General features: G+C 62.7%; 20 protein-coding genes. 11 read left to right on the forward strand and 9 right to left on the reverse strand.

Translation table 11 applies throughout. The annotated features are described in order from the left end of the window. The first annotated feature begins 26 nt into the window (after nucleotides 1-26). The gene (apaG, locus tag J2S32_RS00470; protein WP_253515177.1) at nucleotides 27-425 is read left to right on the forward strand and encodes a Co2+/Mg2+ efflux protein ApaG; all 399 of its coding nucleotides are present in this window, start codon (nucleotides 27-29) and stop codon (nucleotides 423-425) included. A gap of 10 nt (nucleotides 426-435) precedes the next feature. Here apaG and J2S32_RS00475 read toward each other — a convergent pair whose 3' ends face one another. From J2S32_RS00475 to J2S32_RS00485, 3 genes are all read right to left on the reverse strand, one after another. Beyond that, nucleotides 436-1,044 carry a DUF305 domain-containing protein gene (locus J2S32_RS00475; protein WP_253515058.1) on the reverse strand — a complete coding sequence of 203 codons (609 nt, stop codon included), beginning with the start codon at nucleotides 1,042-1,044 and terminating at the stop codon, nucleotides 436-438. Between the two features lie 61 nt (nucleotides 1,045-1,105). Continuing rightward, complete coding sequence (locus J2S32_RS00480) at nucleotides 1,106-2,638, reverse strand: Ppx/GppA phosphatase family protein (protein WP_253515059.1); 1,533 nt, start codon at nucleotides 2,636-2,638, stop codon at nucleotides 1,106-1,108. After that, the gene (locus tag J2S32_RS00485; protein WP_437181911.1) at nucleotides 2,635-4,800 is read right to left on the reverse strand and encodes an RNA degradosome polyphosphate kinase; all 2,166 of its coding nucleotides are present in this window, start codon (nucleotides 4,798-4,800) and stop codon (nucleotides 2,635-2,637) included. The genes J2S32_RS00480 and J2S32_RS00485 overlap by 4 nt, the downstream gene beginning before the upstream one ends. A 132-nt stretch (nucleotides 4,801-4,932) precedes the next feature. Here J2S32_RS00485 and J2S32_RS00490 point away from each other — a divergent pair, with 132 nt between their 5' ends. From J2S32_RS00490 to J2S32_RS00510, 5 genes are all read left to right on the forward strand, one after another. Then, a complete protein-coding gene (locus J2S32_RS00490; protein ID WP_253515060.1) occupies nucleotides 4,933-5,730 on the forward strand; it encodes a LysR family transcriptional regulator in 798 nt (265 codons plus the stop codon). 230 nt (nucleotides 5,731-5,960) lie between these two features. Continuing rightward, entirely contained in the window at nucleotides 5,961-7,571 is a 1,611-nt protein-coding gene (locus tag J2S32_RS00495; protein WP_253515061.1) for a TadE/TadG family type IV pilus assembly protein, read from the forward strand. Beyond that, entirely contained in the window at nucleotides 7,568-8,191 is a 624-nt protein-coding gene (locus J2S32_RS00500) for a TadE/TadG family type IV pilus assembly protein (protein WP_253515062.1), read from the forward strand. The genes J2S32_RS00495 and J2S32_RS00500 overlap by 4 nt, the downstream gene beginning before the upstream one ends. Next, a complete protein-coding gene (locus tag J2S32_RS00505; protein ID WP_253515064.1) occupies nucleotides 8,184-8,810 on the forward strand; it encodes a TadE/TadG family type IV pilus assembly protein in 627 nt (208 codons plus the stop codon). The genes J2S32_RS00500 and J2S32_RS00505 overlap by 8 nt, the downstream gene beginning before the upstream one ends. Before the next feature lie 40 nt (nucleotides 8,811-8,850). Then, entirely contained in the window at nucleotides 8,851-9,375 is a 525-nt protein-coding gene (locus tag J2S32_RS00510; protein ID WP_253515066.1) for a GNAT family N-acetyltransferase, read from the forward strand. On the opposite strand, the gene J2S32_RS00515 is transcribed toward J2S32_RS00510, so the two are convergent. From J2S32_RS00515 to J2S32_RS00540, 6 genes are all read right to left on the reverse strand, one after another. Next, a complete protein-coding gene (locus J2S32_RS00515) occupies nucleotides 9,376-10,032 on the reverse strand; it encodes a GNAT family N-acetyltransferase (protein WP_253515067.1) in 657 nt (218 codons plus the stop codon). 115 nt (nucleotides 10,033-10,147) lie between these two features. Next, nucleotides 10,148-12,241 (reverse strand): catalase, encoded by a 2,094-nt coding sequence (locus tag J2S32_RS00520; protein ID WP_253515068.1) that lies wholly within the window; start codon nucleotides 12,239-12,241, stop codon nucleotides 10,148-10,150. A gap of 117 nt (nucleotides 12,242-12,358) precedes the next feature. Continuing rightward, entirely contained in the window at nucleotides 12,359-12,670 is a 312-nt protein-coding gene (locus tag J2S32_RS00525) for a hypothetical protein (RefSeq protein ID WP_253515069.1), read from the reverse strand. Nucleotides 12,671-12,723: 53 nt separating this feature from the next. Beyond that, a complete protein-coding gene (locus J2S32_RS00530) occupies nucleotides 12,724-12,885 on the reverse strand; it encodes a hypothetical protein (RefSeq protein WP_253515070.1) in 162 nt (53 codons plus the stop codon). A 78-nt stretch (nucleotides 12,886-12,963) separates the two neighbouring features. Next, nucleotides 12,964-13,680, reverse strand: coding sequence for a hypothetical protein (locus tag J2S32_RS00535; RefSeq protein WP_253515071.1), 717 nt, complete (start codon nucleotides 13,678-13,680; stop codon nucleotides 12,964-12,966). 671 nt (nucleotides 13,681-14,351) lie between these two features. Next, nucleotides 14,352-16,163 (reverse strand): ATP-binding protein, encoded by a 1,812-nt coding sequence (locus tag J2S32_RS00540; RefSeq protein ID WP_253515072.1) that lies wholly within the window; start codon nucleotides 16,161-16,163, stop codon nucleotides 14,352-14,354. 258 nt (nucleotides 16,164-16,421) lie between these two features. Here J2S32_RS00540 and J2S32_RS00545 point away from each other — a divergent pair, with 258 nt between their 5' ends. The 5 genes from J2S32_RS00545 to tuf all read left to right on the forward strand — a co-directional run bounded on the left by J2S32_RS00545 (nucleotide 16,422) and on the right by tuf (nucleotide 21,937). Next, complete coding sequence (locus J2S32_RS00545) at nucleotides 16,422-17,027, forward strand: SOS response-associated peptidase (RefSeq protein WP_437181912.1); 606 nt, start codon at nucleotides 16,422-16,424, stop codon at nucleotides 17,025-17,027. Between the two features lie 405 nt (nucleotides 17,028-17,432). After that, on the forward strand, nucleotides 17,433-17,804 hold the full coding sequence (gene rpsL / locus J2S32_RS00550) for a 30S ribosomal protein S12 (RefSeq protein WP_006831873.1): 372 nt from the start codon (nucleotides 17,433-17,435) through the stop codon (nucleotides 17,802-17,804). 166 nt (nucleotides 17,805-17,970) lie between these two features. Then, entirely contained in the window at nucleotides 17,971-18,441 is a 471-nt protein-coding gene (gene rpsG, locus J2S32_RS00555; protein ID WP_253515075.1) for a 30S ribosomal protein S7, read from the forward strand. A 117-nt stretch (nucleotides 18,442-18,558) separates the two neighbouring features. Then, the gene (fusA, locus tag J2S32_RS00560) at nucleotides 18,559-20,652 is read left to right on the forward strand and encodes an elongation factor G (protein WP_253515077.1); all 2,094 of its coding nucleotides are present in this window, start codon (nucleotides 18,559-18,561) and stop codon (nucleotides 20,650-20,652) included. 94 nt (nucleotides 20,653-20,746) lie between these two features. Next, nucleotides 20,747-21,937, forward strand: a complete 1,191-nt coding sequence (gene tuf / locus J2S32_RS00565) for an elongation factor Tu (RefSeq protein WP_253515080.1) — start codon at nucleotides 20,747-20,749, stop codon at nucleotides 21,935-21,937. Nucleotides 21,938-22,009: the final 72 nt, after the last annotated feature.

Here is a 22,009-nt window from a genome sequence, read left to right on the forward strand (position 1 = left end):
GTGGGGACGCTAGATTGTCCCTCGTGATCAAAGAACTATTCCAGCATGCCGCCATGACCGACGGGATTACCGTCCGCGTCGCGGTGAACTTCCTGCCCGAGCAATCGCGCCCGGAAGCGGGCAAGTGGTTCTGGGTCTATCACATCCGCATCGAAAACGGTTCGCACGAGCGCGTCCAGCTGATGACGCGCCACTGGCGGATCACCGATGGCGCGGGCATGGTCAGCCATGTCGATGGCGATGGCGTGGTCGGCGAACAGCCGGTGCTGATGCCCGGACAGAGCCATGACTATGTCTCGGGATGTCCGCTCGATACGCCGCATGGATCGATGGAAGGCTTCTACACCTTCCATGCCGAAGACGGCTCGCCGATCGAAGTGCGTATCCCCTTCTTCCCGCTCGCGGCGCCGGCCACGGCGAACTGACCCGTCCGGGTTAGCCGCCCGGGTCGAGTTCTTCTTCCATTTCCGCAGTAACCGGGCGTTCGAGCGAAGCCTTCGCCTCGGCCTCCAGCTTGGGCGTCAGCGCCGCTGTGCGCGGGGGAAGGGCAGTGCCGTCACCCAGCTCGCCATTGGCCTCGATATCCGCCAGCAGCAGCTTCATCTCGGCAATTTCCTTGACCTGCGCCTCGATGATCTCGTCGGCGAGCGCGCGCACGCGCGGATCGCTGATTTCGGCGCGTTCGCTGGTGAGGATCGCGATCGAGTGGTGCGGGATCATGGCCTTCATCCAGGCCTCGTCCTCGACCGTCTGCTGGCTGCGGACAAGGAACAGGAACAGGATGAAACCCGCGCCCGCCAGCCCCATGACGACAAGCTTGGTGGCAAGGCTCTTGTACATGCCCCACATGAAGCCGAGCATGATGATGATCATCGCCATGCCCATCATCAGCGCCATCCACATGCGGGTCTGGCTGAAGAAGGCGTGATCCGCTTCCCACAGCGCGGAGTATTTGAGCACGAACATGGTCACGATCGACGTCGCGATCATGGCGAAGAAAGTGGGCCATTTGCCGTGATGGCCGCCGCTGTGTTCACTATCCATCGGTTTTCCCCTTTGTTACCAGGGCCAACGGGCGAGCGACGGGGGTCGTTCCGAGCTGGGGCTAGTCGTCTTCCTGGTCCTCGCCGGCGCCGGAAAAGTTGAAGCTGCCGATCTTGATCTTGGGCTTGAGGCCGAGCCATTGGGCCAAATTGTCGAAATCCTGCGTCGCGGGATAATTGGCCAGCGCGGCGCGGCTTTCGTCGAGCCGCAGGATCAGGCTCTTCTTCTTGCGGCGCAGCGCACTGGTGGTGAGCGAGACGCGGCTGCCCCCGCCAAGCCGCCGGGCCAGGCGGAAACCCAGCCCCCAGGTCACGCCTTCATGCAGATCGTCATCGCTGGCGAGCACGCGCAGCTTGTCGGGCAATTCGGTGTGGCCAAGACTGCCGAACAGCGCGGCGCAGATCATGGCGCGGCCGCGCGCGTCGAGATCGATCCAGCGTTTGCCCAGCGCCCATTCGGCCGCATGGCTCTCGCGCAGATTGGGCTCGACCCGGTGAAGCGCGCCCGACAATTGCGCTGCGGCGAGCCGGAGGCGTTCGTTGAGCTTGCCATCGCCTTCGCTCAGATCGACCGTCCATGCCGCCAGCAGCGTCGCCTCGGTGATCGAGGAATCGCGCGGCGCGGCATAGGCGGTCACCCCGGCGAGCAGCGGATCGGCCTTCATCTGCGCAGGCTCGAGTCGGCTGTAGAGCAGGCCCTCGCGGATGCCCCATGAGGAGAACACCAGCTCGTCGGGCTCGATCCGGTCGAGCAGCGGGCGTAGCAGCGCCGCGGCATCGGGCAGGTAATGCGCGCGCATCGGGCTGATCCCGCTGATTTCGCGCAATTCCTCCGGATCGGCCGCGATCAGTTCGCGGGCCAGCCGCCGCGCATCGTCGGGCAGCAGCGTGAAGCCGTGCGGATCGGTCAGCGGAAAATCGAAGTAGCGCATCGCATAGGCCGCCAGCGCGCGCCAGGTGCCGCCGATCATATACATCGGCCCCGGGTGCTTCGCCGCCCAGCCGACCGCGGCGAGCTGTTCGTGCACCGCGGCCTCGAAGGCGTCGGCGCCGTCGCTGCGCAGCGCGGGCAGGCGCAGCGTGCCCAGCTGCAGGCTGGCTGCCTCGTGACATGCATTGTCCGCGACCGAGACCAGTTCGAGGCTGCCCCCGCCAAGATCGGCAACCACGCCGCGGGCGCCGGGGAAGGCCCCCAGCGCGCCCATCGCCGAAGCGGTGGCTTCCTCCTCGCCCGTCAGCAGGCGCGGTTCCAGCCCGAGCGCGGCGACCTGCTCGAGGAATTGCGCCCCGTTCTTGGCATCGCGCGCGGCGGCGGTGGCGACCGTCTGGACGTCTTCGATGCCCAGATCGCCGATGATCAGCGCATAGCGCGCTAGCGCGGCGAGCGCTTCGTCGGCCGCCTCATCGGGGATCCGCCCGGTCTCGGACAAATCGCGCCCGAGCCGCGCGGCGACCTTCTCGTTCCACACCACCTCGGGTGCGCGTGCAGTGCCTTCGTAGATCACCATGCGCACGGTGTTCGAGCCGATGTCGATGACCGCGCGCGGGGGCTGCATCAGCCGCCGCTGCCATTTGGCCGAGCGCGATCCGCTCACTGCGAGGACCCCCGCAGCGTCAGGCGTGGGACTTCATGGTCGGCAAGCGCGGCACCGCGCCCGGATAGCGATGGATTGGCCATGAAATACTGGTGGCAGTTGAAGCCGCCTTCCTCCTGTCGCAAGCGATGATACTGGCCGTCGGGACCGAGCTGCCAGCTTTGTTCGGTGTCGAGAATATTGGCGAGCATGACCTGGCCCAGGACCTGGTCGTGCACGGTCTTGTTGGTGATCGGGACCATCACCTCGACACGGCGCATCAGATTGCGGCTCATCGCGTCGGCGCTGGTCAGATAGACCTTCGCCTGCCGGCTGGGCAGCGCCTTGCCATTGGCAAAGGCCCAGACGCGCGAATGTTCGAGGAAGCGGCCGATCACCGATTTGACGCGGATGTTCTCCGACACGCCCGGCAGGCCCGCGCGCAGACTGCAGATGCCGCGCACCACCATGTGGATTTCCACGCCCGCCTGGCTGGCTTCGTAGAGCTTGTCGATCATCGGTTTGTAGGTGATCGAATTGAGCTTCACCCAGATGCCCGCGGGCTTGCCCGCATGCGCATTGGCGATCTCGGTGTCGATCAGCTGGTACAGCGTGTCCTGCAGCCCGATCGGCGACAACGCGATCCGTTCGAGATCGTCGGGCTGGATGTAGCCGGTGATGAAATTGAACATCTTGGCCGCATCGCGTCCCAGCGCGGGGTCGGCGGTGAAGAAGCTCAAATCGGTGTAGATCTTGGCGTTGATCGGGTGGTAATTGCCCGTCCCGAAGTGGCAATAGGTGCGGTAGCCATCCTCCTCGCGGCGCACCACCAGGCTGACCTTGGCGTGCGTCTTCCACTCGGTGAAGCCGTAGATCACCTGCACCCCGGCGCGTTCGAGTTCGCTCGCCCAGTGGATGTTGCGCTCCTCGTCGAAGCGCGCCTTCAATTCGACCACTGCGGTGACCGCCTTGCCCGCCAGCGCCGCCTCGATCAGCGCGGCGATCACCGGCGACTGGTCGCCCGCGCGGTAGAGCGTCTGCTTGATCGACACCACTGCTGGGTCGCGCGCCGCCTGGCGCAGGAAATCGACCACCACGTCGAAGCTTTCGAACGGGTGGTGGATGACGATGTCCTTCTCGCGGATGGCGGCGAAGCAATCGCCGTCATGCTCGAGGATGCGCTCGGGGTAGCGCGGGCTGAAAGGTTCGAACTTGAGGTCGGGGCGCGGCTCGTTGCAGATGACCGCAAGATCGGCGAGGCCGAGCATGCCGTCGCTCTTGACGATCATCGCCTCCTCGACCTCGAGCTGTTCGCGCAGCAGCGCTTCGGCGGTCTCGTCGCAATCCTCGTCGAGCTCGAGCAGCACGGTGCGCCCGCGCCGCCGCCGCTGGATCGCGGTGCGGAAATACCGCACGAGGTCCTCGGCCTCTTCCTCGACCTCGATATCGCTGTCGCGGATGACGCGGAACACGCCGTCGCCGAGCACCTTGAAGCCGGGGAACAGCTGGCCCGCAAAGCGCGTGACCAATTGCTCGATCGCGACATAGATCGCCTTTTCCCCCGGCACGCGCACGAAGCGCGGCGCGCCGCTGGGGATCAGCACCATCTCGATCAGGTCCGCCTTGCGCCGCCCGCGCTTGAGCCGGAAGATCACCCCGATCCCCTTGTTGGCGACGAAGGGGAAGGGGTGCGACGGATCGATCGCCTGCGGGGTGATCAGCGGGAGGATGTCGCTTTCGAAGTATTCGCCCAGCCATGTCAGCTGGTCCTTCTCCAGCCGGTCGATCGGCGCGAGCATGATGCCTTCCTCGAACAACAGCGTGCGCAGCGTTTCGAGGCTTTTCTGCTGGCGGTCTTCGAGCGTGAGCAACTGGCCGCGAATCGCCTCCAATTGCTGGCGCGGGCTGGCCCCGTCGATCGCCTGCGTCTCGATCCCGCGCTGGACCTGTCCCTCCAGCCCGGCGATGCGGACCATCGTGAACTCGTCGAGATTGCTCGCCGAAATCGACAGGAACCGCAGCCGCTCGAGCAGCGGATAGCGCTCGTTCTCGCTCTCCGCGAGCACGCGGCGGTTGAACGACAGCCAGCTCAGCTCGCGATTGGTATAGCGGTCCCGCGGCGCGGGCGGCGCCGTCATGTCGGCATCATTGGCCGGGATGTTTCGGGATGCTTCGACAGTCATGCTGGTGTGGCTTGGGCCATGATCCTCATGTGTGACGCTTGGGTTACAAACTGTCCTATCGTCTCGCTAAAGGAAAGGGATGACCGCTGCATCTTGTTTCCTGAGTGTGCCGCATTTAAGTCGCAATGCACCATGAAGCGTACTCACCTGCCTCTCAACGCCCTGCGCGTTTACGATGCCGCCGCGCGGCATCTGTCCTTCACCCGCGCTGCGGACGAGCTGGCAGTGACGCCCGCCGCCGTGGGCCAGCAGATCCGCGCGCTCGAGGATCACCTCGGCACCGTGCTGTTCCGCCGCACGAGCAAGGGGCTGGAGCTGACGCAGGAAGGCGCCGCGGGTCTCGATGCGCTGCGCGAAGGCTTCCTCAAGTTCGAGGAAAGCGTGTCCGCGATGCAGGCGGGCCAGGCGCTCGACAGTTATACCATCGCCTGTCCGCGCGAATTCTACGCGCAATGGCTGGCGCCGCGGCTGGCGCGGTTCGGCGAGAAGAACCCCGAAATCCGCTTTACCTTCGTCGCCGACGAACATGCCGATTTCACCGAGGCGAACCTCGATTGCGCGATCCGGCTGGTCGACGGTCCGGGCGAATTGCAGGGGATCGAGCTCGACGAGGCGCGCCGTGTCACCGTGGCTCGCCCCGAAAGCCACGGCGGGGCGCCCGACAAGTGGATCGACTGGGGCCTGCCGCTGCAGGACGGCGTGGCGGCGCATGTCACCGTGTCCAATGCCGGCCAGGCGCTGTCCTCGACGCTGGCGGGGCTGGGCAAGGCGATCCTGCCCGAACTGCTGGCGAAGGATTCGATCGACGCGGGCCTGCTCGAGGTGCTCGACGGCCCGCATACCGGGCGGCGCGCGTACTGGTTGGTCGCACCGACCCCGCAATGGCGGACGAAAAAGGTAAGAGCGCTTGTTGCGTTTCTTTCCGAATAATAACCCGCGCCAAACTATAAATAGATCAATCGGAAAAGAATGCGACTATGATTAGTTGAGTCGCTTACTCCGATTTTGGTCTTTTTCTTGTAGTTGTTCTATTTATTCCCCGGGTAATCGAACCCGGTTTCCTCACATGCTATACAAATTTTTGCCATTTGTTAACCATGGTGAAAAAGCCGTTCTTAACGGTGCGCTGGCTACCTGCTGTCCCACAGGGGGCTACCTATATGATCTGTATGCTGCGCAATCTCTGGAACGACACGAAGGGCAATACCCTGGCGATCTTCGCTGCGGCATTGATCCCGCTGGTCGTCGTCATCGGGAGCAGTCTCGATCTCAGCTTCGCCTATATGGCCAAGGCCAAACTGCAGAACGCCTGCGACGCCGCGGCGCTGGCCGGCCGCCAGTCGATGGACGGCAACAAGTGGACCACCGCGAACGAGACGGAAGCGAAGAAGTTCTTCCAGTTCAATTTCCCCGAAGGCACACTGGGCGCGCAAGACCTCAACTTCGAGATCGACACCGATCCCAACGACAATGCGCAGATCATCGGCGTCGCCAACGCGGTCATTCCGACCTCGCTGATGCATATCTTCGGGTACGACACCGTGCCGATCCAGGCCAATTGCGACGCCAAGCGCGACCTTGGCCATAACGATGTGATGCTGGTGCTCGATACGACCGGTTCGATGGGCAACCGGCCGTCCACCGGCGGCAGCCTCGACAAGATCGATCTCCTGCGCAACGGCACGACAGGTCTGTACCGCGCACTCGACGACAGCGGCAACGGATCGATCACCCGTTTCGGTATCGTGTCCTATTCGCATACGGTGAATGTCGCGCGCAGTTTGCGAAATATGGATATCCTGCAGGAGCAGGAACATTTCGAACGGGTTTACAAGCAACGGGTCTGCTACGACGTAAAGGTCAATGGCAACTGGCGGGACGACTATTGCACCGTCAACACCTACGATGACCGCGATGACATCAGGAGTTCGGGTTGGCGGTATCCGTCCAACAACCGGCGGAACTATACTTACAATGCATCCACCGAGTATGAATATCGCACTGTCGACATCGAAGATTCGAAATGGGGCAGAGGGTATCGGACTACCGAGCAGAACCTGACTGCTTTCCGGACCAGCGGCGACGGCTGTATCGAAGAACGGTCCAGCATCGGCCAAACCGTAAGCCCGGTCACGCTGCTCAAGACGGTCAGCCAGAACGATATCGATGCGGTCGCGGCCAACAGCAACGACACGACCTATCAGTGGGGACGCTACGATCCCGACAGCCAGGAAGGCGAGTCACAGAGCGGTTGCCCGTCGGAAGCGCAAAAGCTCAAGGTCTACAATAGCGAAACCGCATTCGACAACGCGATCGACGCTGCCACGGCGAATGTGACCGGCGGTACCTATCACGATATCGGCATGCTGTGGGGCGCGCGCTTCCTCTCGCCGACCGGGATGTTCGCTGCCGAAAACCCGACCAAGCATGGCCTTGTCCCGGTGAACCGTCATATCGTCTTCATGACCGACGGCGAACTCGACACCGGCGATACGCTGTACTCGGCCATGGGCATCACCAGGTATCACGAGCGGATCAGCGGGTCGGGTACGCAGGAAGAAAAACATGTCAGTCGGTTCCACTCGATCTGCAACCGGGTGAAGGCGACCGGCACCACCATCTGGGTGATCGCGCTCGACGAGAACGACACCGATGATATCGCGATCTGTGCCACCAGTGCTGCCCATTTCTACACTTCCGACGGTTCCGATCTGGAGCAGATCTTCGAAACGATCGGACGCGGCATCGGCAATCTGAGGCTCACCCGGTGAGCGGGCTGCGTACCAGCCTGCACCGGCTGCGCGGGGACGAGCGCGGTGCGACGATCGTCGAATTCGCATTCGTCGTCGGCCCCATGCTGCTGTTGCTGATGGGCGGGCTCGAACTGGGCTACAACAGCTATGTCCGGTCGACCATGCAGGGCGCGCTCAATGATGCAGCGCGGACCGCGGCGGTGGAATTCCCGATCATCAACGTGCCTGGCAGTACGGTCGAGGAACAGGTCGAAAACCTGATCGAGGAAACGGTCAAGCATGTCGCGCCCAATGCGTCGATCACGGTGACGCAGAAAAGCTATTTCGAATTCTCCGCCATCGGCAATCCGGAGAAACTGATGACCGACAACAATGGCAACGGGCAATTCGACGCCGACGATAACGATTGCTGGGAAGACGCCAACGGTAATGGCAGCTACGATACCGACGCCGGCAAGACCGGCAATGGCGGCGCGGACGACGTCGTGCTTTACAGCGCGTCGATCAGCACTCCGCGGATCCTGCCGCTGCAGAACTTCCTGCCCGGCGTCGGCCCGACCATGGAATACACGCTCCAGACCGCGGTCCGTAACCAACCCTATGACAAGCAGGCAACCGCGGCGGTGATCTGTGCTTGAGTCGTTGCGCACAATCGCCCGCGACACGCGCGGCCTGGCGCTGACCGAGTTCGCCTTCGCGGCGCCGATCTTCCTCATGCTGGTGCTGACCGGGCTCGAACTGTCGAACCTCGCGCTGTCGCATTTGCGGGTCAGCCAGATGGCCATGACCGTGGCCGACAATGCCGGGCGTGTGACCTCGGGCATCGATGAAGCCAATATCTACGAGGTCTTCACCGGCGCGGACTATGCCTCGAGCGGGCTCGATTTCGAACCCAACGGGCGCATGGTGCTCTCCAGTCTCGAACACAATGGCCGCTCGGGTTCGGACGAGGGACAAACGATCGTCTGGCAGCGCTGCTGGGGCGACGATACGTCGGTAACCCCGAGCTATGGCGAACAAGGCGATGGCAAGGACGACGACAGTCTCGAAGATGGGCTGGGCACGGGCAGCGACAAGATCACCGCACTCGAAGATACTGCGGTCATGTTCGTCGAAGTGACCTACGACTACCAGCCGCTGGTCTCGACCGGGTTTTTCGATCCGCCGACCATCCGCTACGAAAGCGCGTTCAACGTGCGTGGGCGGCAAAACAATGAAATCAGCAACACGCAGAACCTGACCCGGCTGACCTGCTGAGGCGCTTGCCTCGCGCCCGCTACGCGCTAGACCTGCGCCGATGACCGCGGTTCCCGAACTTCACACCCCGCGCTTCACGCTGCGCCCGCTGCGCCGTACGGACGCCGCCGCGCTGCTGCCCACGCTGGGCGATCCCGCGCAGTGCCGCTTCCTCACGCGCCCGGCCTTTGCCGACGAGGCCGAGCTGTGGGGCTGGCTCGCCGATCCCGCATGGGACGGGCGCAGCTGGATCGCACAGGATGCCCAAGGCACGGTCGCGGGGCGCTTCGTCGCAGTGCCGGGGCACGAGGCGCACGTGGTCGAGATCGGCTACATCACCTGCGCCGCCTGGCAAGGACAGGGCATCGCGCGCGAATGCACGGCGGCGCTGGTCGCGCAGCTCTTCGCCGAGGGCGCGCGCAAGCTCACCGCCGAGATCGATGCCGAAAACCACGCCTCGCTGCGGCTGGCGGAGGCGCTGGGCTTCACCCGCGAGGCGCTGCTGCGCGCACACGAGACGACGCATGAGGGGCTGCGCGACGTGTGCCTCTACGGCCTGCTCGCCAGCGACCCGCGCCCCGCCTGATCAGACGCCGGCGCCCGCCGCTTCGCGCGCGTCAAAATGCGCGAAGATCGCGGCGAGCCCGCCGGGGCGGCTTTCCTCGCGCAGCCGTGCCAGCGCGGGCGCAACCTCCACCCGGTATTCCGCCTGCGGTCCGTCCTGCGCGACATGCTCGCCGCCCAGCCGCTTGATGAAACTGCGCGCGGCCTCGTTCTCCGACAGCACATGCGCGCGAAACGCCTCGAGCTGGCCGCCTGCGGCATCGAGCAGCAGCGTCGCGGTCAGCAGCCGGCCGATCCCCAGACCGTGATAGGCATCGACCACGCCGACCGAAAATTCGGCAACCGCATCGCCCTTGTCGGGGCGCATCGCGTGGACCACGCCCATTGCGGGATGGTCGGGATCGGACAGGTCGAGCGCGCCCCAGGCGAGGTGGAGCACGCCATCGGCATCGAGCAATCGCTCGATCACCCAGTCGGGCGGGCTCGCGCCGCCGGAAAAGAACCGCAGATAGCGCGAGCGCGGGCTCATCCGCGCGATGCCGGCGCGCAGTCGGTCCTCGTCCTTTGGGGTGACCGTGCGGATGCAGATCGTGCGCCCGTCTTCCAGGCGCGTATGGATCGACGCCCCGCCGCAGCTATGCGAGATCAGATCCAAAGGGATATTCCCGCTTTCCGCCATTCATGACCTCCACCCGCACGGCGCGCGCCGCATCGGGGGATAGCCTAGGCGTATTCGCGGGCCTGTGCCAGCGGGGAAGGGGCACCCGCCGCAGCGGATGCCCCCGATACCGGCATCAGTCCTGCTTGACGCTCTCGCGGTCCCAGAACCGTAGCTTGCCGCAGGTCTCGATGAAGCTCGCCGCAGCATCCTTGCCCGCCGAGACATCGAAGAAGCCGTCGTCGCGGCGGCTCCACACGCCTGCATTTTCGAACAGCGGCTGGACCGCGGGGACATAGGCCACGAACTTGGCATGCGCGAAGGCATCGTTGACGAAGTCGATGCTCGGCTTGTCCTCGGCGTAGCGCTTGCCGCTGTCCTCGCCCATCACCACCGCGACCGCGTCATAGACCACCGAGGGGCCGCCATCGATCTTCTCGTCGGCTTCCATCATTTTGCCGTCAGACAGCTTGGCGCCCGCGACATGCGGGGCAATGATTTCCGCCATCGCGCCGGCATCCTTGGCCGCCTGCTGCAGCGCCTTCACGACATCCGCATCGGCGCCCTCGGCAATGTAGATACCCAGCTTGCGGCCCTTGAAGCTGTCGGGGCCGTTCTTGAGGATCGACAGCGCCGGGCTTTCGGGCAGGTCGGTGATCGGCTTGCGCGCAAAGGGCACCTTGTCGGGCAGTTCGGTCAGGCCGATGCCGTCCGCCACGTCCTGCGCCAGGCCTTCGTCGATATGCCGCAGATGGCCGACCATGCGCTTGCGGATATCCATCCGCTGCACTTTCGACAGTTCGAAGGTCAACGCATTGCCCATATGGGTCTGCTCGACCGGGGTCTGCGAGATGTAGAACTGCCGCGCCTGGCTGTAGTGGTCGGCAAAGGTCGGGCTGCGCTCGCGCACCTTGGCGCCGCTGATCTCGGCCGGATAGGACTGGAAGCCGCGTTCGGCCGACGCGCGCGGACCGGGATCCACGTCTGCGCCGTCGCCGCTGCCCCAGCTGTTGGGTTCGTAATTCACGCGGCCCTTGGGATTGTGCATCGCCATGTGCCCGTCCTGCTGGAAATGCCGCACCGGGCATTTGGGCGCATTGATCGGCAGGTGCGTGAAGTTGGGCCCGCCGAGCCGCTTGAGCTGCGTGTCGAGATAGCTGAAATTGCGGCCCTGCAGCAGCGGATCGTCCGAATGGTCGATACCGGGCACGATGTTCTGCGTGCAGAAGGCGACCTGCTCGGTCTCGGCGAAGAAATTGTCGACATTGGCGTCAAGCGTCAGCGTGCCGATGATCTCGACCGGGACCTGTTCCTCGGGGATGATCTTGGTCGCGTCGAGCACGTCGAATTCGAACTTTTCGGCAAATTCCTCGTCGAACACCTGGATACCGAGGTCCCACTGCGGATAGTCGCCCGCGTCGATCGCGTCCCACATGTCGCGGCGATGGAAGTCGGGGTCCATCCCGTTGACCTTGAGCGCCTCGTTCCAGACCACCGACTGCAGCCCGAGCGAGGGCTTCCAGTGGAACTTGACGAAATGCGCCTTGCCCTCGGCATTGACCAGCCGGAAGGTATGCACGCCGAAGCCCTCCATGAAGCGGAAACTACGCGGGATCGTGCGGTCGGACATGATCCACATGACCATGTTCATCGCCTCGGGGCTGAGCGAGATGAAGTCCCAGAAATTGTCATGCGCGGTCTGCGCCTGCGGGAAGCCGCGGTCGGGCGCGGGCTTGGCGGCGTGGATCAGGTCGGGGAACTTGATCGCGTCCTGGATGAAGAACACCGGGATATTGTTGCCGACGAGGTCCCAATTGCCCTCGCTGGTGTAGAACTTGGTGGCAAATCCGCGCACGTCGCGCGCGAGGTCGGGCGAACCCTTGTTGCCCGCCACGGTGGAGAAGCGCGTGAAGGTCGGCACCTTGACGCCTTCCTGGTTGAAGATCGCCGCGCGCGAATATTGCGGGATCGCCTTCTTCAGCTCGAAATGGCCGTGCACCCCGTAGCCGCGCGCATGGACCACGCGCTCGGGGATCCGTTCGTGGTCGAAGTGGAAGATCTTCTCGCGCGCGATCTGGTCTTCGAGCAGCTGCGGCCCGCGCGGACCCGCGCTCAGCCAGTTCTGGTCGTCGGCCACGGGGTGGCCCTGCGCGGTGGTCATCACGTGGTCGTCGTCTTGCGGCTTCTGGTGGTTTGCGCCGCCGTCGGAGAGGTCGAATAGGTCTGCCATGGGGTTCCTTCCGTCACATCGTCGGGGGTGGGGGGAGGGGGGACGATACGGGACATGAACCCGCGACCCGCCCAATCGTTGCAGAGCCCACAAAAGTTATACCGGGCGCGCCCTAACTTACCTCCCCTTCAGCCACGCCAGCGCGCCGCTCTCCATCCCCTTGAACTTGGGCCAGCCCGCGGGATCGTCGTCCAGCGGCGCGCAGGCGATCGCGGCGTCGCCGGGCAATTGCCACTTGATCCGGTGATAGAGCTTCGAGCGCGTCAGCGGCGAGCGGATCAGCCACAGCCCCTCGGCCAGCGGATGCCCGTCGCCATGCAAATCGAGCGGCGCCTCGGGCGTGGCCGCGGGATCGTGCCACACGAGGTAGAGCGTGGACGCCGCGCCCTCGTCATCGGTGTCGTCGGTCGGGGTTTCGTCGGATGTCATGCGCGCTCAACGCACGGACGGCGCCAAGGTTCGCGCCTCGCGCGCGGCCTGCCTCACAGCAGCGGCCCCAGCACCAGCGCGAGCAGCACGAAGCCGACCAGCCCGGCGATGAAGATCACGCGGTTGCGGCGCCGGGTGAGGATGATCTCCGCCCCGCGCGCCTTGTCGGCGTCGATATGGATGGGCTCGTCGGGGCGCTGCTGCGGGTCTGCCATGATGGTCTCCTTTACCCCTTCATTGCATGGGGCGGCGGGTTGGTTCCGAAAGTCGCGCCCCAAGCCCACGCCCCCCGGTCAGGCCTCCGCATCATCCTCCGCCGAGCCGCGCCCCGCGCGCACCGCGGCCGTCGCCTGCGCACCCACCTCGCGCAAGCGTTCGCGCTTGTCTGCCGCAGTCATCGCCGCCAGCGCGTCCTCGTTCGCGCGCATGTGCTCGAGCTTGGCGTTGAGCGAGGCGAGCACCTCCGCCTCGCCCGCGCCCGCCAGCGGCTCCTGCTCGGCCAGCACTTCGGCGCGGATGCTTTCATAGACCGGGTGGCCGGGCTTCAGATCGTGCACGCCATAGCGGTCGGGCAGCCGGTGGCGCAGCAGGAAGCGCAGCAGCGCATTGTCGGGCTTGTCCCAATGGCCGAGGATTTCGCCGCCCGAGACGATCGGCGTGCGCGTGCCCAGCAGCGCGCGCTCCATCGCGATGTCCTCCAGCCGCGCCGCCCCGCGCTCGAGCGCCGCATCCCAGGCCCCGGCAAACCCCTCCGCCCCCGGCCGCGCGCGCAGCTTGTAGAGCGCCTCGAGGCTCTTCCCGATCCGCTTGGCCGCAAGTTTGACGATGCCGGTGGCGGCGAGCGTGGCGACAAAGCGCCGCTGGAGCTCGGGCGTGATCGAATTGCGGCGCGGGGCGGTGTGGAGGAAGGGCGCGAAGGCGAGGAGGGGATCGTCGTCCTCGGGCTCGGGCGCGACATGCGCGACGACGGAGGTGGCCTGGCGGGCGATCTTGCGGGTGGGGGTGGTCATCTCTCACCCGTCACGGTGATTTGTGGCTTTTCATCAGTCATTGCGAGGAGCCGCAGGCGACGCGGCAATCCATAGAACTGCGCGCTGGATTGCTTCGCTGCGCTCGCAATGACTGGGGTGGAAGCGGCGTACAATATCTACGTGGCGCGCAATCAGAGGGCATCGCGCCGTCGCGGCGCGCACCGAGAAGCGAAGGCATTGCAGGTTTTGTGGGGCGAGGGTGATCCATGAACGCGCACAGAATGCAGAATTCGGGCGAGTAGGAAAATGCTTTCTAGCGCGCGAAACAAGCGCGACCGCGCGTCGACTGCTAAGGCCAAAGTCAAGCGACGCGAATGCGTTGCGCCCGGCGTTTGAGGAACGAGAATAAGGGGCTCGGCCCTCGCCGGGCACTATGAGAAGCTGCAGGTAACGTGGCAATCCAGTTAAGGTGCGGGACGCTGCTTGGAACTGCTTCGCTACCCTCGAAACGACTAAATTTTGTATAAGGTATTTGTGCAGGGCTCCTACCACCGGCGGAGATTAGTTCGCCCCATCATTCGATTTCTGGAAGAGAATTGAACAGACGCGTCAGTTTCAAATCCACAAGGGTAGACGGCGCCGAGCGAGACCGAAAAGCGGCCCTTAGAGGTACCAAGTGCGAGAAGGTCGAGAGCCGAAAGCGACTAAGATTAGTTCGGAATTAGAGCGGCAGCAATTGCCTGTGCGATATCATCGACAAGCGGGGCTTCGATGCCTCTTACAGTCACTTGTTCAGAAAAGGTCTGCTTAATCGAGCTGGGTATGCCTCTGGCGAACAACCAGTCGGGTGTCGCTCTTTCTGCGGAAACGAGTCGTTGATAGGGCCTTTGGCCTATCGCACCAAAATATTGACCGTTTACGTTGTGGAGCCAATCTTCAATGTCTGGCTCCGTCTCCCTGCCCGCGATCAACTCGCTGCATAATTCGGCGGCTTCTTCTGCGTCGTAAAGGAATTCAGCTGTAAAGAAGGCTTGGTTTCTTTTGATTCCATAACGATCAAGAAAAAGGGTGAATTCGTCTGTCATTGGTAAGCAGCGAGCAAACTTTCCTTCACCGAACTCTCTTTGCTGACTGGGGTGTGGATGATTCACGAGTCTAGAAAATGCGGTTCTCCCAGGCTTGTCGTTATCGAAAAGAAAATACGCGCGTTGGCTTGGATGAAGGCCACCGCATTGCATAACTGCCGCTATTATTCCATCGACATTTTCGGGCGCACCCCCAAGATCTCGAATTTCGATGTCATTGCCATCAACTAGTGCGGTGATCGCGTCCTCAAACATGCTGATATCGTGTACACCTTCTACCAATAGTGTCGGTCGCTCTAAGCTAGCCACGAATTCTTGTAATCCTTCGGCTTGGTCCTTGAATTTTGCTATCTGGTCTTGAAACTGTTTTGATCGGCGGATGAGGAAAGGTAATTGAAGTAACCCGGCATTCTCCATTCGAGACTCGGCCTGCTCGATACTGCTTATCTCGCTAGATGCATTGCTTGGGATGGGCGTTCCATCATTGACCAGCTGCTTTGATATGAAGTATCGTTGGACCTCAGCATTCTCATTTTCAGCCAAATAGAATGCTGGAGAATGACTGGTGATAAACACTTGCGTATCATCACGACTCGAAAATTTGGCGAACCGATCCGCTTCAATTTCAGCTGACTTCAAGTCAAGCGAGTTTTCTGGTTCTTCAAACCCCCACAAGTATAGTTTTGGTCTCGCTTCTATATCGTTTATGAAGCGTAACATTTCCGGAATATGGCGCGCTTTGATGCCGTCACCCTTCTGCCTAAGGAGTGAATGGCTGTCTTCTCCATGAGCGAAATCGAGATTTCGAAAAAGGCTTGCCATATCCGCGGGTGCGGAAAGCCGGGCCGGACCCTCGAACATCTCAGTAAGCTGTTCTGAAAGTGGACGGGTTCTCGTGCCGATTGCGTCAACAAATCGTTGGGTTGCTCCCTGAATTGCAACGCTTTCTGCAGCAGCCTCGTACATTCGCTCGATTAGGTCGGCGAAGACCTCCAAATCTTTGATGGCCGGGATATATGTAAAATCAATATCGTTGAAAAATCGCGTGAGGCGGCCTCTCTGCCCAGTTGTTTGGAGGTGCGGGAAAACTGTCTCGTTCATCTCCCCATCGCGATTCCATTGGCGTTTAACTGTTATTTCGTCGCCTAGGACCGCCGAATAGTTTTCAGGAACATTGAATGTAATTTTTATCCATATGAATTGGCGTCCCTTCGCCTGCCTCGCTGCCACTTTTCGTGCGTCAGAGATGTCGAGGTTGAAATCGAGCTCTTGCTCGGGCTCTATCTCATCGTTGAAGAAGAGGTTCAATGCGCGGAGAAAGTTCGATTTTCCACTGTCATTTCTTCCGAATACAACATTTAAATCGCCCACACGATTGAAATTCGCAGTATAAAGCGATCGAAGATAATTGATTTCTATCCTTTGTATCAGTTGCATTCATCGCCCTCCCTTTTGCTTGATCAGCCACAGTTATGGTTTGAGGTCAACATATGGTTCCGCGCCTCGCCTATCCTCCCTTGACCCCGCACCCCCATTCCACTGTGCGCCCACATCCGGTTTAGGAACCACATCGCGGGATTCCCTCGTCGGTTAGATAGGCTGAACATTGCCGGTCATGTCCGAGGACTTCCTCGCCCTCCCTAGGCACCGCACCACCCACCCGCTACGCCAGCACCCATGTGCAACCTCTACCGCATGACCAAACCCAACTCCGAAGTCGCGCGCTGGTTCGATGCGATCGACCAGCTTGGCGGGGCGAATTTCGGGGAGGAGGTCTTTCCCGGCTATCCCGGCGCGGTGGTGGCCGATGGGGCGCTGGTCTCGATGACGTGGGGCTTCCCGCTCAGCCGCAAGGGCGCGAAGGGGCAGCCGCTCAAGCCCAAGCCGGTCAACAATACGCGCGCCGACAAGCTCGACGGCTTCTTCTGGCGCTACAGCTTCGTGGAACGGCGGTGCCTGATCCCGCTTACGGCGTGGGCGGAGGCGGAAGGGCCGAAGGGCGGCAAGACGCGGAGCTGGCTTGCGCTTCCCGATGGCGGATTGCTCGCCGCCGCCGGGGTCTGGCGCGATAGCGACGAATGGGGCCGGTGCTATTCGATGGTGATGACCGAGGCGGCAGGCCCCGCTGCCGATTGTCACCACCGCATGCCGGTGATCCTCGCCCCCGATGACTATGGCACATGGACAAGCGGCGATGCAGAGGCCGCGCGGCGGCTGTGCCGGGCGTGGACCGGGCCGCTGACGCTCGACCGGACGCAGCAGCCGTGGGCGGGCGGCGCGGCGCAGGCCACGCTCCTGTAGGACCCTTGACCGCGGACCCCCATCCCACTATGTGCGCCCCCATCCGGTGTAGGAACCGCCTCGCGTGATTCCCTCGTCGGTCAGATAGAGCTGAACATTGCCGGTCATGTCCCGGGGCCTGGTGCGTCATGCACTCGGGCTCTTTTCTATTGCAGCGCACCTTCGGGAACGCTCGGGGCAGCCGTCAAAGTAACCCGGTGGCCGTGTGGGCCGTGGGTGGAGTGATTTCAGCTTAGACGTCATTCCAGCGAAAGCTGGAATCTCGTGCCGCAGGCGCAGTGCTTGTGGGCAGCGATCCCAGCTTTTCCCTGCCTTCGCAGGGACAGGCGCCGGGATGACGGGCTAAGCCAATCACACCGCCGATACCCCGCTAGTCGCCGCCATCACACGGTGAAGAGAGAACTCATGCCGACGATCAACCAGCTGGTCCGCAAGGGCCGCGTTCCGCAGAAGGCCAAGAGCAAGGTCCCTGCGATGGAACAGAACCCGCAGAAGCGCGGTGTCTGCACCCGCGTCTACACGACGACCCCGAAGAAGCCGAACTCGGCTCTGCGCAAAGTGGCCAAGGTCCGCCTGACCAATCAGCGCGAAGTCATCTCCTACATCCCCGGCGAAGGCCACAACCTGCAGGAACACAGCGTCGTGCTGATCCGCGGCGGGCGTGTGCGCGACCTTCCCGGCGTGCGCTACCACGTGCTGCGCGGCGTGCTCGACACGCAGGGTGTCAAGGACCGCAAGCAGAGCCGTTCGAAATACGGCGCCAAGCGTCCGAAGTGACCTGACGGCCTGCGGCGTCGGGTCATCCTGAACTCGTTTCAGGATCCATGGTGCCGCAAGCGAAGGTTTCGCAAGTTCTAGCGCCGCCCATGCCGCCCGATGGACCCTGAAACGAGTTCAGGGTGACGGGCAGGGGAGCGGGGCTTCAAAAGAAGGAATTCGTGACATGTCACGTCGTCGTCGTCCCGAGAAGCGGGAAATCCTGCCCGATCCCAAGTTTGGTGATCAGGTGCTGTCGAAGTTCATGAACAATTTGATGTATGACGGCAAGAAAGCCGTCGCCGAAGGCATCGTCTACACCGCGCTCGACGTGGTCGAGGCGAAGGCCAAGGCGAACCCGGTGGAAATGTTCCACACCGCGCTGGAAAACATCAAGCCGCAGGTCGAAGTGCGTTCGCGCCGTGTCGGCGGTGCGACCTACCAGGTGCCCGTCGAAGTGCGCCCCGAGCGCGCGCAGGCGCTGGCCATCCGCTGGCTGATCACCGCGGCGCGCGGGCGTCCGGAAACCACCATGTCGGCACGCCTCTCGGGCGAGCTGATGGATGCCGCCAACAACCGCGGCAATGCGGTCAAGAAGCGCGAAGACACGCACCGCATGGCGGACGCCAACCGCGCCTTCTCGCACTACCGTTGGTAGGGCGCCCCGCTTGTGAGGCCGGGGGAGGGGGGTTCCTTCCCCGCGGTCTTCAAGCGGTCATACTGATACCCATATGGGGCGTGCAGCTGCGCTAACCCCGAAACCGAGGAAATCCACATGGCTCGCGAATATCCGCTGGAGCGGTACCGCAACATCGGCATCATGGCCCACATCGATGCCGGCAAGACCACCACGACCGAGCGTATCCTCTACTACACCGGCAAGTCCTACAAGATCGGCGAAGTCCATGACGGCGCCGCGACGATGGACTGGATGGAGCAGGAGCAGGAACGCGGCATTACCATCACCTCGGCCGCGACCACCACGTTCTGGCAGAACGAGGACGGCAAGGGCGAAAAGCACCGCATCAACATCATCGACACCCCCGGGCACGTCGACTTCACCATCGAAGTCGAACGCAGCCTGCGCGTGCTCGACGGTGCGGTGGCGGTGTTCGACGGCGTGGCCGGGGTCGAACCCCAATCCGAAACCGTCTGGCGCCAGGCCGACAAGTACGGCGTCCCGCGCATGTGCTTCATCAACAAACTCGACCGCACCGGCGCCGATTTCTATTACTGCGTCCAGTCGATCATCGACCGTCTCGGCGCGACCCCGCTGGTGCTCTATCTCCCGATCGGCGCGGAAAGCGATCTGTCGGGCGTGGTCGACCTGGTCAACAACCGCGGTATCGTCTGGGAAAACGACGGCCTCGGCGCTGACTTCAAATATGTCGACATCCCCGCGGACCTGGCCGACAAGGCCGCCGAATATCGCGAGAAGCTGATCGAGACCGCCGTCGAACAGGACGACGACGTGATGGAAGCCTATCTCGAAGGCGAGGAACCCGATGCGGCGACGCTCAAGAAGTTGATCCGCAAGGGCACCATGGCGCGCGACTTCGTGCCCGTGATATGCGGCTCGGCGTTCAAGAACAAGGGCGTCCAGCCCCTGCTCGATGCGATCGTCGATTACATGCCGTCGCCGCTCGACGTTCCGGCCATCAAGGGCGTGCTGCCCGACAGCGATGAGGAAGACACGCGTGCATCGTCCGACGACGCCCCGTTCTCCGCGCTCGCGTTCAAGATCATGAACGATCCCTTCGTGGGCTCGCTTACCTTCACCCGTATCTACTCGGGTCACCTCACCAAGGGCAGCGTCCTGAACTCGGTGAAGGACAAGAAGGAAAAGATCGGCCGCATGCTGCTGATGCACTCGAACAACCGCGAAGACATCGACGAGGCATTCGCCGGCGACATCGTCGCGATTGCCGGCCTGAAGGAAACCACCACCGGCGATACGCTGTGTGATGCCTCCAAGCCGATCATCCTCGAGCGCATGGAATTCCCCGAGCCGGTTATCGAACTGTCGGTGGAGCCCAAGACCAAAGCCGACCAGGAAAAGATGGGCGTCGCGCTCAACCGCCTGGCTGCCGAGGATCCGAGCTTCCGCGTCACCACCGATCACGAATCGGGCCAGACGATCATCAAGGGCATGGGCGAGCTTCACCTCGACATCCTCGTCGATCGCATGAAGCGCGAATTCAAGGTCGAGGCCAATGTCGGCGCGCCGCAGGTCGCTTACCGCGAATATCTCGGCAAGCCGGTCGACGTCGATTACACCCACAAGAAGCAGTCGGGTGGCTCGGGCCAGTTCGGCCGCGTCAAGGTCAAGATCACCCCGGGTGAGCGCGGCCAGGGCTTCGTGTTCGAAGACAGCATCAAGGGCGGTAACATTCCGAAGGAATACATCCCGGCCATTGAAAAGGGTTTCCGCGAGCAGGCCGAAAGCGGCCATCTCGTCGGCTTCCCGATCATCGACTTCACCGTCGAACTGTATGACGGTGCCTACCATGACGTCGACTCGAGCGCGATCGCGTTCGAAATCGCCGGCCGTGGCGCCATGCGCGAAGTCGCTGACCGTGCCGGCATCAAGCTGCTCGAACCGATCATGAAGGTCGAGGTCGTGACCCCCGAGGACTATCTCGGCGACGTCATCGGCGATCTCAACAGCCGTCGTGGCCAGATCCAGGGCACCGACAGCCGCGGCAATGCACAGGCGGTCGAAGCCAACGTGCCGCTCGCGAACATGTTCGGGTACGTCAACGAGCTGCGCTCGTTCACGCAGGGCCGCGCCCAGTACTCGATGCAGTTCAGCCACTACGACGAGGTCCCGGCAAACGTCGCGGCCGAGGTCAAGGAGAAGCTTGCGTAAGCCAGCTTTGAGGTCTAGGGGCGGCGCCTGATTCAGCGGGCGCCGTTTCCTCCCCGCATAAATCCCAAATTTTTAAGACAGAGGTTATTGGAAAATGGCGAAGGAAAAGTTCGAGCGCAACAAGCCGCACGTCAATGTTGGTACCATTGGTCACGTCGACCACGGTAAGACCACGTTGACCGCGGCGATCACGAAGGTGATGGCCGAAACCTATGGCGGTGCAGCGGTTGATTTTGCAAACATCGACAAGGCGCCCGAAGAGCGCGAGCGCGGCATCACTATCTCGACCGCACACGTCGAATACGAAACCGACGCACGTCACTACGCGCACGTCGACTGCCCGGGTCACGCCGACTACGTGAAGAACATGATCACCGGTGCCGCCCAGATGGACGGCGCAATCCTGGTGGTGAACGCAGCCGACGGCCCGATGCCCCAGACCCGCGAGCACATCCTGCTTTCGCGTCAGGTCGGCGTTCCGGCTCTGGTTGTGTACCTGAACAAGGTTGACCAGGTCGACGACGAGGAAATCCTCGAGCTCGTCGAACTGGAAGTTCGCGAACTGCTTAGCGCCTACGACTTCGATGGCGACAACATTCCGATCATCAAGGGCTCGGCTCTGGCCGCTCTCGAAGGCCGTGACGACAACATCGGCAAGGAATCGATCATCGAGCTGATGAAGGCTGTCGACGAGCACATCCCGCAGCCGGAACGCCCGGTCGACCAGGCGTTCCTGATGCCGATCGAAGACGTGTTCTCGATCTCGGGTCGTGGTACGGTTGTCACCGGCCGTGTCGAAACCGGCGTTGTGAACGTTGGCGACGAATGCGAAATCGTCGGCATCAAGGACACCACCAAGACGACCGTCACCGGCGTTGAAATGTTCCGCAAGCTGCTCGATCGCGGCGAAGCCGGCGACAACATCGGCGCCCTGATCCGCGGCGTTGCCCGTGAAGACGTCGAGCGTGGCCAGGTTCTCGCAAAGCCCGGTTCGGTTACGCCGCATACCGAGTTCAGCGCCGAAGTTTACGTCCTGTCGAAGGACGAAGGCGGCCGTCACACGCCGTTCTTCGCGAACTATCGTCCGCAGTTCTACTTCCGCACCACCGACGTCACCGGCGAAGTGATCCTTCCCGAGGGCACCGAAATGGTGATGCCGGGCGACAACGTGACGATCAACGTCAAGCTGATCGCACCGATCGCCATGGACGAAGGTCTGCGCTTCGCAATCCGCGAAGGCGGCCGCACCGTCGGCTCGGGCGTCGTGGCGAACATCACGAAGTAAGCTTCGCTTACCCGTAACCAAATCGCTGGCCCGCTCCTCTTCAAGAGGGGCGGGCCTTCGGTTTTTCGGGGC

Source organism: Qipengyuania citrea (assembly GCF_024171405.1).
In the GTDB taxonomy this organism is placed as follows: domain Bacteria; phylum Pseudomonadota; class Alphaproteobacteria; order Sphingomonadales; family Sphingomonadaceae; genus Qipengyuania; species Qipengyuania profunda.

Excerpts from the sequence above, each read along its gene's own strand:
- fusA (WP_253515077.1), top strand. The coding sequence starts at position 18,559 with ATGGCTCGCGAATATCCGCTGGAGCGGTACCGCAACATCGGCATCATG.
- J2S32_RS00530 (WP_253515070.1), bottom strand. The coding sequence starts at position 12,885 with ATGGCAGACCCGCAGCAGCGCCCCGACGAGCCCATCCATATCGACGCC.
- J2S32_RS00510 (WP_253515066.1), top strand. The coding sequence starts at position 8,851 with ATGACCGCGGTTCCCGAACTTCACACCCCGCGCTTCACGCTGCGCCCG.
- tuf (WP_253515080.1), top strand. The coding sequence starts at position 20,747 with ATGGCGAAGGAAAAGTTCGAGCGCAACAAGCCGCACGTCAATGTTGGT.
- J2S32_RS00495 (WP_253515061.1), top strand. The coding sequence starts at position 5,961 with ATGATCTGTATGCTGCGCAATCTCTGGAACGACACGAAGGGCAATACC.
- J2S32_RS00485 (WP_437181911.1), bottom strand. The coding sequence starts at position 4,800 with ATGACTGTCGAAGCATCCCGAAACATCCCGGCCAATGATGCCGACATG.
- J2S32_RS00490 (WP_253515060.1), top strand. The coding sequence starts at position 4,933 with ATGAAGCGTACTCACCTGCCTCTCAACGCCCTGCGCGTTTACGATGCC.
- J2S32_RS00515 (WP_253515067.1), bottom strand. The coding sequence starts at position 10,032 with ATGGCGGAAAGCGGGAATATCCCTTTGGATCTGATCTCGCATAGCTGC.
- J2S32_RS00525 (WP_253515069.1), bottom strand. The coding sequence starts at position 12,670 with ATGACATCCGACGAAACCCCGACCGACGACACCGATGACGAGGGCGCG.
- J2S32_RS00540 (WP_253515072.1), bottom strand. The coding sequence starts at position 16,163 with ATGCAACTGATACAAAGGATAGAAATCAATTATCTTCGATCGCTTTAT.
- rpsL (WP_006831873.1), top strand. The coding sequence starts at position 17,433 with ATGCCGACGATCAACCAGCTGGTCCGCAAGGGCCGCGTTCCGCAGAAG.
- J2S32_RS00520 (WP_253515068.1), bottom strand. The coding sequence starts at position 12,241 with ATGGCAGACCTATTCGACCTCTCCGACGGCGGCGCAAACCACCAGAAG.
- J2S32_RS00475 (WP_253515058.1), bottom strand. The coding sequence starts at position 1,044 with ATGGATAGTGAACACAGCGGCGGCCATCACGGCAAATGGCCCACTTTC.
- J2S32_RS00545 (WP_437181912.1), top strand. The coding sequence starts at position 16,422 with ATGACCAAACCCAACTCCGAAGTCGCGCGCTGGTTCGATGCGATCGAC.
- rpsG (WP_253515075.1), top strand. The coding sequence starts at position 17,971 with ATGTCACGTCGTCGTCGTCCCGAGAAGCGGGAAATCCTGCCCGATCCC.
- J2S32_RS00535 (WP_253515071.1), bottom strand. The coding sequence starts at position 13,680 with ATGACCACCCCCACCCGCAAGATCGCCCGCCAGGCCACCTCCGTCGTC.